Genomic DNA, 14,850 nt, shown 5'->3' on the forward strand with positions numbered 1-14,850 from the left:
GCCCCGCCAGTGTCGCCAAAAGGACAACCGCCCGCCTTCACCCCGCAGTCACTGGAGCAGCTGACGGCACTGCCGCGCCCGGTGTATGGCCACGTGCAGGCGCTGCCCAATGTGGTGCTCGGCTACCGCCATAGCCATCCGTGGGGGCAGTTGTCCTATGCCATTCGCGGCGTGCTGGAGGTGCACACCGACCAGGGTTTCTACCTGGTGCCGCCGCAGCGCGCAGTGTGGCTGCCGGCGCACGTGCCGCACCGGGTCAGTTGCGCCGACGACACCTGCCTGCGCAGCCTGTACCTGGAGCAAGCACCGGCAAGCTGGCGCGAGCCGCAATGCCGGGTAGTCGCGGTCAAGCCGCTGTTGCGCGAGCTGATCCGCAGCTTCAGCGAACTGCCGGTGGAATACGACAGCGAGGGCCCCGACGGGCGCCTGGTGCAGGTGCTGCTCGACCAGCTGGACAATGCAGAACAACAGCAATTGATGCTGCCGCTGCCACTGGACCCTGAGTTGCGCGCCCTGTGCAGCCACCTGCAGGCACAACCCGATTCGCCGACCGGGCTGGCCGACTGGGCGCGGCAAGCCGGGGTGTCGGAGAAAACCCTGAGCCGGCGTTTTCAACGTGAAACCGGCCTGAGCTTTCGCCTCTGGCGCCAGCGCATGCGCCTGCTTTGCGCCCTGCCGGCCCTTGAGCGCGGCGAGCGGGTCACTGACGTGGCCCTGGCCTGCGGCTACGAATCACTGTCGGCGTTTATCGCCGCCTTCGGCAAGCAGTTCGGCCTGCCGCCGGGGGAGTTCTTTCGCGCACGCAACGGCAGTGATGGTTGAGCGCCTGCACGTCGAAATCCGCCGACCAGCCTGATACTCTTGCGCCCATTCGTTTTGCCTCTTGCCAGAAAAGGAGTTCCCATGGCAACGCTCACCGTCCGCGACGAGTCGGTTTCGGGCGAAGTCTTCGACGATTTCGCCCTGCACTTTGCCACCGACACCATCACCGTGCGCCAGTTGATCCGCGAGCGGGTCCATCAGGAAGTCCTGCAGCGCAGCACTGAAACCGGCCACAGTCGGCGCCAGCGCCTGGTCAGCCCCGAACCGCTGGAAGCTGCGCTCAATGGCGAGCCTGTCGTCGAGCGCCAGACCATCGACTGGCGCAAGCAGGTCGACATCGCCTGTGAGGCCTTCGAGCGCAATGGCTTTTTCATCCTGCTCGACGAGCGTCAGGCCGAAAGCCTCGACGAAGTCCTGACCATCCGCCACGACAGCGTGGTCAATTTCATCAAACTGACCCCGCTGGTAGGAGGCTGAACCTCATGGCACTGGAACAACTTCAGGCGTTTCGCCACGACCGCGCGCAAACCGAACTGGGCCCGGTCGAGCACATCGGCCCGGACGGCTACCCGCTGCTGGCCGGCTCCGAACTGCGCCACGAGCATGAGCTGATCGGCGAACTGCTACCGCTGCTGCAAAAAATTCACGGCCGCCCCGACGCCATGGTCTTCGCCCTCGGCAAATTGCCGGCGGTGATGGCCCTGAGCCCTGACCCGGCGCTGCGCACGCGCCTGGTGCTGGCGCTGATCGAACGGGTGGTGGCCTACAACGGTGAGCTGAGCACCGCCAGTGCCGGCCATGCCTTCTCGCACATTTTCGACTACGGCGTACTGCCGGCGTTGATGACCTGGCTGATGGAAAACGGCGCCGACGTCGGCCAGCTGGCCGAGCCTGTGCTGCAGTGGTTCACCAGCTACCGCTTTGCCTATTACGGCACCCTGCCAACCCTGACGGTGACCGACTGGGTCATCGCGCAACACTTCAGCACAGTGCCAACCGACCTGCGTGACCTGCTGATCATGCTGCGCAGCCAGTGCGCCGACCTGGGCCACTACGGCAACTTCGGCGAACAACTGCTGGCCAAGCTCGACCCGCTGCTGGGCAGCGGCGCCTGGCAGGTGTTGGCACCGTGCGAACACTGGACCCAACTGGCCCTGGAAGACCTCGAACAACTGAGCCCCGAGGTGCGCGAAGACTGGCTGGCGCTGTTGCGTCAGGCCGCTGCGGCAACTTCGGCGCGGCCCTCGGCGAAATGGCTGAAGAACGCCCAGGCGCTGTTGGCCAAGGTCGGTGAAGCACCGCTGCGGGCGGCACTGCTGCGCTGGTTTGCGCGGGTCGATGCCGGGCGCTGCGGCGCGTTGCTCAACGTCGGCTGGGAAAGCACCGATGACCGCGCACGCATGCACGATGGCAACGCCACGGTGCTGCGCGGCCTGTTGTGGATGTGCGCGCCGCTGGCCGACAGCGAACTGACCCGGGCCATCGCCCGCCTGGCCCTGAGCGCCTACCGCAAGGTGCGCGGCATCGGCCCACGGGCGCCCAAGGTCGGCAACGCGGCGGTGTTCGCGCTGTCGTCGATCCCAACCAGCGAAGCAGTCGGACAACTGGCCCTGCTCAAGGTGCGGGTCAAGTTCGGCACCGCGCAGAAGGAAATCGAAAAAGCCTTCACCAGCGCCGCCCAAGCACTGCAACTGCCCCGTGACCAGATCGAAGAACTCGGCGTGCCGACCTACGGTCTGGAGCAGGTCGGCGTGCGCCGCGAAAGTTTTGATGACGGCGCCTTTGTCGCCGAGCTCAAGGTCGATGGCAAGGCCGCTACCCTGAGCTGGTTTCGCGCCGACGGCACGCCGCAAAAATCGGTGCCGGCCAAGGTCAAGGCCGACTACAAGGACGAGCTCAAGGAGCTGCAAGGCGCGCTCAAGGACATCGGCGCCATGCTGCCGGCCCAGGCCGAGCGCCTGGACAGCCTGTTCCTGCTGGAAAAGCACTGGCCGTACGATCAATGGCAGGAGCGTTACCTCGACCACCCGCTGATCGGCACCCTGGCGCGGCGGTTGATCTGGGTGATCAGCGACGGCGGCCAGCAGCACGCCGTGGTGTTCAACGAAGGCTGCCTGCAAACCCTGGACGGTAAAACCATCAGCCCTTCCAGCGCGGCGCAAGTGCGCCTCTGGCACCCGATCGGCCGCCCGCTGGAGGAGGTCCTGGCCTGGCGCGAGCGCATTGAAGCGCTGCAGATCACCCAGCCGTTCAAGCAGGCCCACCGCGAGGTCTACCTGCTGACCGAAGCCGAGCGCAACACCGCCAGCTACTCCAACCGCTTCGCCGCGCACATTTTGCGCCAGCACCAGTTCCACGCCCTGGCCGCCGCCCGCGGCTGGCGCAACAAGCTGCGGCTGATGGTCGATGACACCTACCCGCCGGCCACCCGCGAGCTGCCGGCCTGGGGCTTGCGTGCCGAGTTCTGGATCGAGGGCGTGGGCGACGACTATGGCGTCGATACCAACGAAGCCGGCGCCTTCCTGCGCCTGAGCAGCGACCAGGTACGCTTCTACCCCATCGACGCCGCCCAGCGCAGCGCCCATGCCGGTGGCGGCGGTTATGCCTTGAACCGCTGGGATAACGCCGTGGACGCTGCGCCCTTGCCGCTGGACCAGGTGCCGCCGTTGGTGCTCAGCGAAGTGATGCGCGATGTCGACCTGTTCGTCGGCGTCGCCTCGCTGGCCAACGACCCGCTGTGGGCCGACGGCGGGCCGGACGGCCGCTACCGCGATTACTGGCACAACCACTCGTTCGGCGAGCTGGGCGCCACCGCGCAAACGCGCAAGCAATTGCTGGAAAAACTGCTGCCGCGCATGACCCGCCTCAAAGACAAATGGACCCTGCACGGGCGCTTCCTGGAGGTCACCGGCAAGCTGCGCAGCTACAAGATCCACCTGGGCTCGGGCAACATCCTGATGCTGCCCAACGATCAGTACCTGTGCATCGTCCCCGACGCCAAGGCGCGGCAGAAAAACACCCCGCAGTACCTGCCGTTCGAGGGCGACGCGCTGCTGTCGATCATCCTCTCCAAGGCCTTGCTGCTGATCGACGACGACAAGATCAGCGACCCGACCATTACCCGGCAGTTGGCTTTGAAGTGAACGTACAAGAGGATCGCCCCGTGCCTGCCATGAGGCTGTTGCTGCTGAGTCTGTTGCTGGTCGGCACGGTTTGCGTAGCCGATGACGAGGACTATCCGGACCCGCTGTACGGCTTCGTGGTCGGGCCTTATGCACTGATCGGCAAAGCGCCGGACAACGGCGCCACGTATTCGGGCCGGGCCACGCTGCGCTATGTGGACGGGCAACTGCTGCTGGCAACGACCATTGACGGCAAGACCCGCACCGCCATCGGCCAGGTCGAGGTCGCGGCCATTGCCAAGGCCAAGGTGCTGCGTTTCACCTGGCCCGGTCACCGTTCGACCTGCCTGATCCACGGTGACCTGGACAACTACGCGCGCCTGACCTGCTACTGGCAACGCGACGGCGTCGAGCACAAGGAGCCGGGCATGGAAAGCTACTTCCCGACCGCCACCTGGCCGGAGAATCGCCAATGACAGCCGAGGCCGAGCGCCCGCACGTGGTGGTCATCGGCGCCGGTATCGTCGGTGCCTCGATTGCCTATCACCTGAGCAAGCACACCCAGGTGACAGTGATCGACAAGGGCCAGCCGGGCCTGGGGGTCACCTCGCGAGCCTTTGGCTGGATCAACACCACGGCGCCGCAGCCTGGCGAATTCGCCGCCTTGCGCAATCTGGCGATTGGCGAGTATCACCGCCTGCAAGACGAGCTGGGCACGGCGCCGATCAACTGGAGCGGCGCACTGTCGTTCAGTGCAGCGCCCTCACCCGCCGCTGGCGTCGAGCCGATCGACCCGGCTCGCGTGCGAAAGCTTGAGCCGCAGTACAAAGCGCCACTGCAGCAGGCGCTGTTTGCACCGCAGGAAGGCTCAATCGACCCGCTGGCGATGACCCGCTTGCTGCTGGAACGCGCCCAGGCCAACGGCGCCAGGGTGCTGAGCGACACACAGGTGCTGGCGATTGAATGCCGGGACGGCGCCGTCGCCGCGCTTGTCAGCGCAGAGGGACGGATCAGCTGCGAGCGCCTGGTCGTAGCGGCAGGCACCGCGTGCAAGGCCTTGCTGCAGCCCTTGGGCGTCAGCTTGCCACTGCATCCGTCGCCGTCGATCCTGATCCGCCTGCGGGCGCAACAGCGGCTGGTGCACACCCTGATCGCCAGCAGCGAACTGGAAATCCGCCAACCGACGCCGGAGCTGATCCTGGCCGCCGAAGACTACCTCGACGCCGACGGCGAAGACGGTCCCGAGGGCATTGCCCAGCGGGCGCGCACTACCATCCGCAACAGTTTGCACGGCGGCCAGGGCCTTGAGCTAATCAGTACCGAGGTTGGCTTGCGACCCATGCCGGATGATCGCATCCCCATTATCGGTGCCTTGCCAACTGTCAGCGGCCTGTACCTGGCGGTGATGCATTCGGGCGTGACCCTGGCGGCCGTGGTCGGCCGGCTGGTGGCCCAAGAGCTGATCGACAGCCGACTGGCGCCCGAGCTGCAAGGCTGCCGGCCTTCGCGTTTCAGCCTGTAGCTGCCTTCAACAGCCAGGCTTTGAACGCCGCCATCGCCGGGCTTTCGGCCTTGGACTGCAGGCGCGTCAGCCAGTAGCTGCCGGTACTGATGCCCAGGGCAAATGGCTGGCGAATGGCATCGCTGGCCAGCAAGCGTTCGAACATAAGCGGTGGCGCCAGGGCCACACCGGCGCCTTGCAGGGCGGCGTCCATCATCCCCAGCGACGAATCGAAGACCATGGTCCGCGACGGCTGTACCGCGCCCGGCAGGCCGGCGGCCTGGAACCATTCGGCCCACTCGTCGCTGCGGTAGGAACGCAGCAGGGTGTGTTGCAGCAGGTCAGCCGGGCTGTGCAACTGCACGGCAATCGACGGCACGCACAACACCGACAGCGGCGCCTCCAGCAACGGCTGGGCATCGATGCCATGCCAGGCGCCGCTGCCAAAGCGGATGGCGTAGTCCAGGCCTTCGGCGGCGATATCGACGCGGTTGTTGTTGGTCGACAGGCGCAAATCGATAAACGGGTGCAGGGCCTGGAACTCGGGCAGGCGTGGCAGCAGCCAGCCGAGCGCAAAGGTGCCCACCGCGCCGACGGTGAGTACTTCGCGGTAGTGGCCGCCGTCGAAGCAGTCGAGGGTCTGGGCGATGCGGTCGAAGCATTCGCGCAGCACCGGCAGCAAGGTTTCGCCTTCACGGGTGAGCATCAGCCCGCGCGGCAGGCGCTTGAACAGGGCGACCTTGAGCTGGGCCTCGAGGCTCTTGACCTGATGGCTGACCGCCGCCTGGGTCACGCACAGCTCGATGGCCGCGCGGGTAAAGCTCAAGTGCCGGGCCGAAGCCTCGAAGGCACGCAGGGCATTCAGGGGCAGGTGTGGTCGGATCATGCAGACTCCCAAATTTTTCTAATGGCTGCTGCGAAATATCATCGTTTGTGCAACCTGGGCAAAGCGCCTAGATTGGCGCTCCCTGCTGCAGCCAGGCTCACAACAGTCCACTTAAGGAAAGGTTGCCGATCATGCACCAAAAAACCAACCTCAAGCCAGGGATTCTGGCTGCCTTTACCCTTTGCCTGGTTGCCGGGCAAAGCCTTGCGCAGACGCCGCTGGAGTCAACGGTAAGCGCCGTCGTGCGCCCGCTGATGCAGCAACAGGCAATCCCCGGCATGGCCGTGGCCATCAGCGTCGATGGCCAGCAGCACTACTTTAACTACGGAGTGGCCTCGAAACAGAGCGGCCAGCCAGTCAATGCCGACACCCTGTTCGAGATCGGCTCGGTGAGTAAAACCTTCACCGCCACCCTTGCAGGCTTTGCCCAGGCCAGTGGCAAGCTGAGCCTTGGCGATACGGCCAGCAAGAACTGGCCCGCACTCAAAGGCACCGCGTTCGATGGCATCACCCTGCTCAACCTTGGTACCTACAGCGCGGGCGGCCTGCCCTTGCAGTTCCCTGACGCGGTCAAGGGCGAAGCCGACCTGGCCGGCTACTACGGCCACTGGAAAGCCGACTACGCGCCGGGCACTCAGCGCGTGTATTCCAACCCCAGCCTGGGCCTGTTCGGCTACCTCACGGCGAAAAGCCTGGGAACGCCGTTCGCCCAGTTGATGGAACAACAGCTGCTGCCGCAGCTGGGCCTGCAACACAGCTACCTGCAAGTGCCTGGCGCGCAGATGGGCAACTATGCCCAGGGATACAACAAGCAGGACCAAGCGGTGCGCGTGGGCCCCGGGCCGCTGGATGGCGAGGCCTATGGATTGAAAGTGACCGCCGTGGACCTGCTCCACTACCTGGACCTGAACATGCAGCCGCACAGCCTGAGCAAACCGCTGCAACGGGCCATCGCCACCACCCAGACCGGCTATTACCAGGTCGGTGCCATGACCCAGGGCCTGGGTTGGGAGCAGTATGCCTACCCGGTCAGCCTTGAGCAGTTGCAGGCCGGCAATGCGCCGTCGATGGTGCTGGAGCCGCAACCTGTGAGCTGGCTGAAACCGGCGCGGCCGCTGCCAGCCGACACCTTCTTGAACAAGACCGGCTCGACCGATGGTTTTGGTGCCTACGTGGCGTTCGTGCCGTCAAAACGCATCGCCATTGTGTTGCTGGCGAACAAGAACTACCCGATTGCCGAGCGGGTGAAGGTGGCGCATCAGATTCTCACGACGCTTGACCCGCGATGAGGCCAGTAGGCCTCACGGCAACCCGTTGCGCCCATGCAAGCGATAGCCTTCACGTTCGTTCAGGCGCTCATAGTAAGCCTCGACCGCCGGCAACGCCGGGCGCTCCATGGGGGTCTGCAGCCAGCGGTTGACCGACAGGCCGATGGCAATGTCCGCCAGGGCAAAGTCCTGGCCACTGACATAGGCCCCGGTACGTTCCAGCTGACGTTCGAGGATGGTCATGTGCTTCGCCCAGTTGCGGCAACCCGCCGCCAGCGCTTGCGGGTCCTGGTGGGTCGGTGCCTTGCGCACCAGCGAGACAAAGGCGTAGCTCCACGAACCATTGAGGTCGGTGGCCTGCCAGTCCAGCCATTGATCAACCCGCGCCCGCGCCTTCGGTTCGGCCGGGTACAACGCCTGGCCGCCATACTGGGCGGCGAGGTAGCGGATGATGCTGTTGGACTCCCACAAGACAAAATCGCCGTCGACAATCACCGGCACCATGGCGTTGGGGTTCAGCGCCAGGAACGCCTCATCCTCGGTCGAGCGAAAGCCCGAGCCCCAATCCTCGCGCTCGAACGGCAGCTGCAATTCGGCGCAGGTCCACAGCACCTTGCGCACGTTGATCGATGAAGCCTTGCCGAGTATCCGTAGCATCATTCACTCCTGATGGTCATGTTGTCCCAGGTGTTGCAAAAACAGGCTGAACAGCTCCGATTGGGACGAGACCCCAAGCTTGCTGTAGAGGTTGCGCCGGTGCACCTTGACCGTCTCCTGGGAGATGTCCAGGCGCTTGGCGATGGCCTTGCTGGAGTTGCCGCGCAGCACCAGGCGGGCGATTTCCAGCTCACGCGCCGACAGCGTGTCGCTGCCAAAATGCTCCAGCGCCCGCTCGACCGGGGTCGAATGCTCGGCAACCTGCCGGGGATGCTGCTGGTGCCAGTGCTGGCGCATCAAGGCCAGCAGCCACGGCGCCAGCAGGCTCAGCTGGCCTATGGTCGCAGGGTCGTAACGCTGGTTGGCGCCCAGCGAGATGGCCAGCACCTTGCCCGCATCGAGGTTGAGGATCAGTTGCAGCTCGTCCTCGCCGACCAGGGCACGAAAGTAGTTGTTGAAGTAGTCGCTCTTGCGAAACTCGTCCGGGGCGACCTCTTCCATGCGGTACACGCCATCGGCAAGGCCGTCGCGCATGGCCTGGATGAACGGATCGAGCAGGTACAGACCGCCCAGGTACAGGGGCGCTGCCGCCGGCGCATCGCGAAAGCCGCGGTCGAATTCCTCCAGCACCTGCGGCGCGCCCTCGCGCTCCACCAGCAAGGCCAGGGCGGTGTCGCACGGCAGCAGTTGATCGAGCAGCACGATCAGCTGATGCCAGAACCCCGGCTTGCCCAACTGGTCGATGACCCGGGCCAGGCCATGGTGATGGGCAGCGGCTTCGAATAGCAGGTTCACCGGTAACTCCTAGGGGGTAACGATTGGGGGGAATCGCCAGCGGCAGGTCGGGCTCCTAGACTCTGCACACCGGCACGCAGTATTGCCGTTGCTCAAGCACTTGTCATGCGCTGCGAACAACGGCCCTTGCGCGCCCCTCGAACCTTCCAACAGGAGCTGTGAATCAATGCGTGTACGTGATCTGGGCATTCGTATCGGCGTCGGCACCCCTGGCGCGTTCAACGCCATTACCGACGTGCCGGGCGTGCGTGTCGGCCATCACACCGTGCAGCGCGGCAGCGGCGACCACGCGGTCAATACCGGCGTCACGGTGATCGAACCACGGGCCCAGGCCGCCAGCCTGCAGCCGTGTTTTGCCGGTGTGCACGTGCTCAACGGCAACGGCGATGCCACCGGCCTTGAATGGATTCGCGAAGCCGGCCTGCTGACCACGCCGATTGCCTACACCAACACCCACAGCGTCGGCGTGGTCCGCGATGCGCTGGTGGCGGCCGAGCGCGAGATGGCCAAGGCCCGCACCTACTGGTGCATGCCGACGGTACTGGAAACCTACGACGGCGTGCTCAACGACATCTGGGGCCAGCACGTAACAGCCGAGCATGTCCACGCCGCACTGGCCGCGGCGCAATCGGGGCCGGTGGCCGAAGGGTGCGTCGGCGGCGGTACCGGGATGATCTGCCACGAGTTCAAGGGCGGTATCGGTACCTCGTCGCGGGTCCTGGACCGCGTGGCCGGCGGCTGGACCGTCGGCGCCGTGGTGCAGGCCAACTATGGCGTACGCGGCGCCCTGCGGGTGGCCGGCTACCCGGTCGGCCAGGTGCTGGGCGAGGTGCATTCGCCGTTCAGCGCGCCGCGCAATGTCGGCGAGCCGGGCATGGGCTCGATTGTCATCACCCTGGCCACCGACGCCCCGCTGCTGCCGCACCAATGCACGCGCCTGGCGCAACGGGCCAGCGTCGGCCTGGCACGGGTCGGCGGCGGCACCGAGGACTCCAGTGGCGACATCTTCATCGCCTTCTCTACCGGCAACAGCCTGCCGGCAGCCAACTTCGGCCACCCCGGCGCGCCGACCAGCACGGTTGAGATGGTCAACAACGACCATATCTCGGCGTTGTTCAGCGCAGCGGCGGACGCCGTCGAGGAAGCCATCGTCAATGCCCTGCTGGCTGCCACCGACCTCGAGGCCCATGGCAGCAAGGTCCTGGCGCTGCGCCCCGAGCGTTTGCTTGAGGCCCTGCAGGCGGTCGGCTGGAAGGCCTGACAGCGAAAGGCACTCGTTGCTGCGACAATTTGTCGGTATGGTGGTGTTCTGAAGATGGACGTTTACCCGCTCACAGGAAACCCAGAATGCCCCAACGTGAAGTTATCAATGCATCTGTCAGCCCAAAAGGCAGCCTGGAAACACTGTCTCAACGTGAAGTACAGCAACTGAGTGAAGCCGGTTCCGGCAGCCTGTACACCCTGTTCCGCCAGTGCGCGCTGGCAATCCTCAACACCGGCGCGCACGTCGACAACGCCAAGACCATCCTCGAAGCCTACAAGGACTTCGAGGTACGCATTCACCAGCAAGACCGCGGCGTGCGCCTGGAACTGCTGAACGCCCCGGCCGATGCCTTCGTCGACGGCGAAATGATCGCCAGCACCCGTGAAATGCTCTTCAGCGCCCTGCGCGACATCGTCTACACCGAAAGCGAACTGGCCAGCCAGCGCATCGACCTGGAAAGCTCCCAGGGCATCACCGACTACGTCTTCCACCTGCTGCGCAACGCCCGCACCCTGCGCCCTGGCGTGGAGCCGAAAATGGTCGTGTGCTGGGGCGGTCACTCGATCAGCACCGAGGAATACCAGTACACCAAGAAGGTCGGCCACGAGCTCGGCCTGCGCAAGCTGGACGTCTGCACCGGCTGCGGCCCGGGCGTGATGAAAGGCCCGATGAAGGGCGCGACCATCGCCCACGCCAAGCAGCGCATGAGCGGCAGCCGTTACCTGGGCCTGACCGAGCCTGGCATCATCGCCGCCGAAGCGCCGAACCCGATCGTCAACGAACTGGTGATCCTGCCGGACATCGAAAAGCGTCTTGAAGCCTTCGTGCGCGTCGGCCACGGCATCATCATCTTCCCTGGCGGCGCCGGTACCGCCGAAGAGTTCCTGTACCTGCTCGGCATTCTCATGCACCCGGACAACCGCGGCCTGCCGTTCCCGGTCATCCTCACCGGGCCCAAGAGCGCCGCGCCGTACCTGCAGCAACTGCATGCCTTCGTGCGCGCGACCCTCGGCGACGAAGCCCAGGCGCACTACCAGATCATCATCGACGACCCGGCCGAAGTGGCCCGGCAGATGGTCGACGGGCTCAAGGAGGTCAAGCAGTTTCGCCGCGAGCGCAACGACGCCTTCCACTTCAACTGGCTGCTGAAGATTGAAGAAGGCTTCCAGCGCCCCTTCGACCCGACCCACGAGAACATGGCCGGGCTCAAGCTCAGCCGCGCGCTACCGCCTCACGAACTGGCCGCCAACCTGCGCCGGGCGTTTTCCGGGATTGTCGCCGGCAACGTCAAGGACAAGGGCATCCGCCTGATCGAAGAGAAAGGCCCGTACGAAATCAAAGGTGACAGCGCCGTGCTCGAACCCCTCGGCCACCTGCTGCAGGCGTTCGTCGACCAGCACCGGATGAAACTGCCGGGCGGTGCCGAATACGTGCCCTGCTACCGCGTCGTGAGCTGATTCAAGCCCCGCCCCCGCTTGCGGGCACAGCCTGTGCCCGCAACATTTGCTGCTATTTTCCTACCCCCTTCAGTGAACCTGCCCGCAGAAATATGGTCTTTCAGCAGGCGGCCTGCGCGCACGCCGACTGTTCACCGGCCCAGTCATCGGGCTTTTATTGTTTATTTCACGCGAAGACCATCATGCCTATCTCTCGTCCCGTTTCTGCGGCGCCCGCGCTGTTTTCCTCCTGCAACCCGGGCGCGCGCCGCCTGCTGACCGGCAGCCTGATAGGCGCCCTGCTGGTTTTGGCCAACCCGCTGCATGCCGAAGAGGCAGCGCCCAGCAGCGAGCGCTGGGTCAGCGACAGCTTGAGCACCTACGTGCGTAGCGGCCCTACCGACGGCCACCGCATTGTCGGCAACCTCAAGTCCGGGCAAAAGGTCACACTACTGACCACCCAGGGCAACTACAGCCAGGTGCGCGGCGAATCCGGCGACACCGTGTGGATCACCAGCAGCGACCTGCAGGCCGTGCCCGGCCAGGCCGAGCGCCTGCCGCAACTGACCGAGCAGGTGACCCAGCTCAGCGAACAGCTCAAGACCATCGACGACAGCTGGAAGACCCGCGTGCAAGGCATGCAAGAGACCCTCGACTCGCGCAAGGCGCTGATCGACGAGCTGCAAGCACGCAGCAAGGCGCTCAATGCCGAGCTGAGCGACACCCAGTCGGAACTGCGCAGCACCCAGGCGCGCCTGGGTGACGAGAACAAACAGGTGTTGATGCGCTACATGGTGTACGGCGGCGGCATCGCCGGTGCCGGTTTGCTGGCGGGCTTGATCTTGCCGGCCTTGAGCCGTGGGCGCAAAAAGAATGACCGCTGGTTCTGATGGCTGATTGCGGGGCTACTGCGTAGCCCATCGCCGGCAAGGGCGGCTCCCACAAGAGCGCTACTTAGCGGTCGTGATCCGCAGCATCCAGCCAAAGGTCATCCCCGCCGCCGCCAGCAATATCAAGCCGGAACCGGCCAGTTGCAGCGCACTCAGCGGATGCCCCAGGGCCAGCCAGTCGACCAGGATCGCCACCACCGGATAGATGAACGACAAGGCGCCGACCAGGCTGGTGGGGATTTTCTGGATGGCGCTGTACAGCAGGGTCGACATCAAGCCGGTGTGGACGATGCCGATCGTGGCCAGCAGTGCCCAGGTAGCGGGCGCCAGGGCCAACCCCGGCAGCTGCGCAAACGGCGCCAGCAGCAGCACCCCGACCAGCATCTGGATCAACACGATCAGGTGCGGCGCCACCCCCTGCAAACGCTTGGTGATAGCGGCAGCGACGGCATAGAAAAACGCCGCGCCCAGGGCCATCAGCACGCCCAGGCGGTAGTCTGCGGCAACGCTGTCAACGCTCGATCCGGCCATGACGATCAGCAGCATCCCGGCGAACGCCGCCAGCAACCAGCCGACCTTGTTGACGGTCATCTTCTCGGCGAACAGCAGCATGCCCAAACCCACCAGCATGAACGGCTGGGTGTGATAAACCACGGTGGTAACGGCAATCGAAGCATGGGTATAGGCACTGAACAGCAACACCCAGTTCAGCACCAGCGCGACCCCGCCCAACACCGCCGCCAGCGCCTGGCGGCCGCTAATCACCCTGCGCCGGAGCAAGCCCAGGCCGGCACAGGCCAGCAGCAACGCCAGCGCGCCAAACAGGCAACGCCAGAACACCACAGCCGCTGCCGGCTGGTCTGCGGCCAGCACGAACCAGCCCACCGTGCCGGAGATCACCATGGCCGCGGTCATCTCCAGGGTGCCACGTGTTTTCAGGTGCATGCTGAATCGACTCCTGTCATATCGAACAAAGGTCCGTTATGCTGAACAGATGAGCAGCGTTCGTCAAGGCGAACAAATGACCGGTATAGAGAACATATGATCGAAGCCCATTCCCCCATCCTGCTGCTGGCCAGCGCCATCCGCCGCGAGCGCGAGCGCCTGGGCCTGTCGGTGACCGAGCTGGGCAAGCGCGCGGGCCTGGCCAAGTCGACCCTGTCGCAACTGGAGTCCGGGGTCGGCAACCCCAGCCTGGAAACCCTCTGGGCCCTGGCCACTGCGTTGCAGGTGCCGGTCAGCCGGCTGATGGGCCAGCCGCGCCAGCACGTGCAGGTGATTCGCGCCGCTGAAGGCGCCGCCAGCCATAGCGAGCAGGCCCATTACGCCGCCACCCTGCTCGCCGCCTGCCCGGCCGGAGCGCAGCGCGATATCTACCGGCTGCGGGTGCAGCCGGGTGAACCGCGGCGGTCAAAACCGCATCCACCGGGTACCCTTGAGCACGTGATCCTCTGCAGCGGCAGCGCCCGGGTCGGCCCGCTCGAGCAAGCGGTGACTCTGGAGGCCGGTGACTACATGAGCTATTCGGCCGACGCCCCGCACGTGTTCGAGGCCCTGGCCGCCGACACCCTGGCGGTGATGCTGATCGAACACGCCTGAAACGAGGACTGCCCATGAGCGAACTGCTGCTGCGCCGCCTGCACCTGCCGGAGCCGATTGGCCAGGTGCTGATCGTCGGCGATGACCAACGGCTGTTGGCGCTGGAATTCGATGAGCCAGAAAAACGCCTGCTGCGGTTGCTGCGCACCCGTTTTGGCGCCGCTGTGCAATTACGCGAAACCGCTGGGCTGACGGCGCTTGCCGATGCTGTGCAGGCTTATTGCTCAGGCCAGTTGCAGGCGTTTGATGCGCTGGCAGTTGATGCCGGCGGCACGCCGTTCCAGCAACGGGTGTGGGCGGCGTTACGGGAAATTCCGCCAGGCACTACCCGCACCTACGGGCAGATTGCTGCACAGCTGGGTAACCCGGCAGCTGCACGGGCAGTGGGCTTGGCCAATGCGCTGAACCCGGTGAGCCTGGCCATTCCCTGCCATCGGCTGGTGGGCAGCAATGGCGCACTGACAGGTTATGGCGGCGGTATTGAACGCAAGCGCTGGTTGTTGCAACACGAACGCCACGCCTAGTTATATTATTTATAGATGTTATAATCGTCAGTTAATTGTTTTGGAGGGCAGTTTATGACTACATTTCAATTCATTGCCGGCATGGC

15 protein-coding genes are annotated in these 14,850 nt (G+C 65.1%); 11 read left to right on the forward strand and 4 right to left on the reverse strand.

The window, feature by feature from the left end; translation table 11 throughout:
* The first annotated feature begins 9 nt into the window (after positions 1-9).
* From LOY54_RS16435 to LOY54_RS16455, 5 genes are all read left to right on the forward strand, one after another.
* A complete protein-coding gene (locus LOY54_RS16435) occupies positions 10-822 on the forward strand; it encodes a helix-turn-helix domain-containing protein (protein ID WP_195886011.1) in 813 nt (270 codons plus the stop codon).
* Between the two features lie 81 nt (positions 823-903).
* Positions 904-1,299, forward strand: coding sequence for a hypothetical protein (locus LOY54_RS16440; protein WP_258607202.1), 396 nt, complete (start codon positions 904-906; stop codon positions 1,297-1,299).
* Between the two features lie 5 nt (positions 1,300-1,304).
* Positions 1,305-3,965 carry a DUF4132 domain-containing protein gene (locus tag LOY54_RS16445; RefSeq protein WP_258607203.1) on the forward strand — a complete coding sequence of 887 codons (2,661 nt, stop codon included), beginning with the start codon at positions 1,305-1,307 and terminating at the stop codon, positions 3,963-3,965.
* Positions 3,966-3,994: 29 nt separating this feature from the next.
* Positions 3,995-4,420, forward strand: a complete 426-nt coding sequence (locus LOY54_RS16450; protein ID WP_093381540.1) for a hypothetical protein — start codon at positions 3,995-3,997, stop codon at positions 4,418-4,420.
* Positions 4,417-5,466: an FAD-binding oxidoreductase gene (locus LOY54_RS16455; RefSeq protein ID WP_258607204.1), complete on the forward strand. Its 1,050-nt coding sequence runs from the start codon at positions 4,417-4,419 to the stop codon at positions 5,464-5,466. The genes LOY54_RS16450 and LOY54_RS16455 overlap by 4 nt, the downstream gene beginning before the upstream one ends.
* Here the strand turns inward: LOY54_RS16455 and LOY54_RS16460 are convergent.
* Positions 5,456-6,331 carry a LysR family transcriptional regulator gene (locus LOY54_RS16460; RefSeq protein ID WP_093381532.1) on the reverse strand — a complete coding sequence of 292 codons (876 nt, stop codon included), beginning with the start codon at positions 6,329-6,331 and terminating at the stop codon, positions 5,456-5,458. The genes LOY54_RS16455 and LOY54_RS16460 overlap by 11 nt on opposite strands.
* A gap of 131 nt (positions 6,332-6,462) precedes the next feature.
* On the opposite strand from LOY54_RS16460, the gene ampC reads away from it, so the two are divergent.
* The gene (gene ampC, locus LOY54_RS16465) at positions 6,463-7,620 is read left to right on the forward strand and encodes a class C beta-lactamase (RefSeq protein ID WP_258607205.1); all 1,158 of its coding nucleotides are present in this window, start codon (positions 6,463-6,465) and stop codon (positions 7,618-7,620) included.
* 12 nt (positions 7,621-7,632) lie between these two features.
* Here the strand turns inward: ampC and LOY54_RS16470 are convergent, their stop codons facing one another.
* Positions 7,633-8,256, reverse strand: coding sequence for a glutathione S-transferase family protein (locus tag LOY54_RS16470; RefSeq protein WP_045194105.1), 624 nt, complete (start codon positions 8,254-8,256; stop codon positions 7,633-7,635).
* Positions 8,257-8,259: 3 nt separating this feature from the next.
* Positions 8,260-9,051: a helix-turn-helix transcriptional regulator gene (locus LOY54_RS16475; RefSeq protein ID WP_258607207.1), complete on the reverse strand. Its 792-nt coding sequence runs from the start codon at positions 9,049-9,051 to the stop codon at positions 8,260-8,262.
* Positions 9,052-9,217: 166 nt separating this feature from the next.
* Between LOY54_RS16475 and LOY54_RS16480 the strand changes: the two genes are divergently transcribed.
* The 3 genes from LOY54_RS16480 to LOY54_RS16490 all read left to right on the forward strand — a co-directional run bounded on the left by LOY54_RS16480 (position 9,218) and on the right by LOY54_RS16490 (position 12,641).
* Positions 9,218-10,312 (forward strand): P1 family peptidase, encoded by a 1,095-nt coding sequence (locus tag LOY54_RS16480; protein WP_258607209.1) that lies wholly within the window; start codon positions 9,218-9,220, stop codon positions 10,310-10,312.
* Positions 10,313-10,398: 86 nt separating this feature from the next.
* Positions 10,399-11,772 carry a nucleotide 5'-monophosphate nucleosidase PpnN gene (gene ppnN / locus LOY54_RS16485; protein ID WP_045194108.1) on the forward strand — a complete coding sequence of 458 codons (1,374 nt, stop codon included), beginning with the start codon at positions 10,399-10,401 and terminating at the stop codon, positions 11,770-11,772.
* 182 nt (positions 11,773-11,954) lie between these two features.
* A complete protein-coding gene (locus LOY54_RS16490; RefSeq protein ID WP_093381520.1) occupies positions 11,955-12,641 on the forward strand; it encodes a TIGR04211 family SH3 domain-containing protein in 687 nt (228 codons plus the stop codon).
* Positions 12,642-12,701: 60 nt separating this feature from the next.
* On the opposite strand, the gene LOY54_RS16495 is transcribed toward LOY54_RS16490, so the two are convergent.
* On the reverse strand, positions 12,702-13,586 hold the full coding sequence (locus LOY54_RS16495) for a DMT family transporter (protein ID WP_258607212.1): 885 nt from the start codon (positions 13,584-13,586) through the stop codon (positions 12,702-12,704).
* A gap of 96 nt (positions 13,587-13,682) precedes the next feature.
* On the opposite strand from LOY54_RS16495, the gene LOY54_RS16500 reads away from it, so the two are divergent.
* Positions 13,683-14,240 carry a helix-turn-helix domain-containing protein gene (locus tag LOY54_RS16500; RefSeq protein ID WP_258607213.1) on the forward strand — a complete coding sequence of 186 codons (558 nt, stop codon included), beginning with the start codon at positions 13,683-13,685 and terminating at the stop codon, positions 14,238-14,240.
* A 14-nt stretch (positions 14,241-14,254) separates the two neighbouring features.
* Positions 14,255-14,764 carry a methylated-DNA--[protein]-cysteine S-methyltransferase gene (locus LOY54_RS16505; RefSeq protein WP_213604021.1) on the forward strand — a complete coding sequence of 170 codons (510 nt, stop codon included), beginning with the start codon at positions 14,255-14,257 and terminating at the stop codon, positions 14,762-14,764.
* Positions 14,765-14,850 lie beyond the last annotated feature (86 nt).

It is taken from the genome of Pseudomonas sp. B21-032 (genome assembly GCF_024748965.1).
Lineage (GTDB): Bacteria > Pseudomonadota > Gammaproteobacteria > Pseudomonadales > Pseudomonadaceae > Aquipseudomonas.